The following is a 291-nucleotide window of genomic DNA, read 5'->3' as shown; positions in this document are numbered from 1 at the left end:
CCGCTGGACTGTGTAGCAATAGGCTTTATCAAGACGCTTCATCTCGTCCACAGCCGCCGGTTGATTCCTCCTCCTGACTGAGTGCTTAAGTAGCCACAGCAAGCAGGACGCGTACGTCGCGACACCGGCCCAATTGGCCGGGGTTCGCTAGACACTGGAGTGGCCAACCACTCCTGACGCACCTGACACCGACCGTGAGAAGTCGTGTGTGCCGAACGCCGTTTCCGGCAGCCCGGAAACCGACGGTACTACATGAAAAGAATGCTGATTAACGCAACTCAACGCGAAGAG

The sequence above is a fragment of the Pseudomonas sp. NPDC086112 genome (assembly GCF_044746425.1).
In the GTDB taxonomy this organism is placed as follows: Bacteria; Pseudomonadota; Gammaproteobacteria; order Pseudomonadales; family Pseudomonadaceae; genus Aquipseudomonas.
This window is presented reverse-complemented; position numbering follows the sequence as displayed.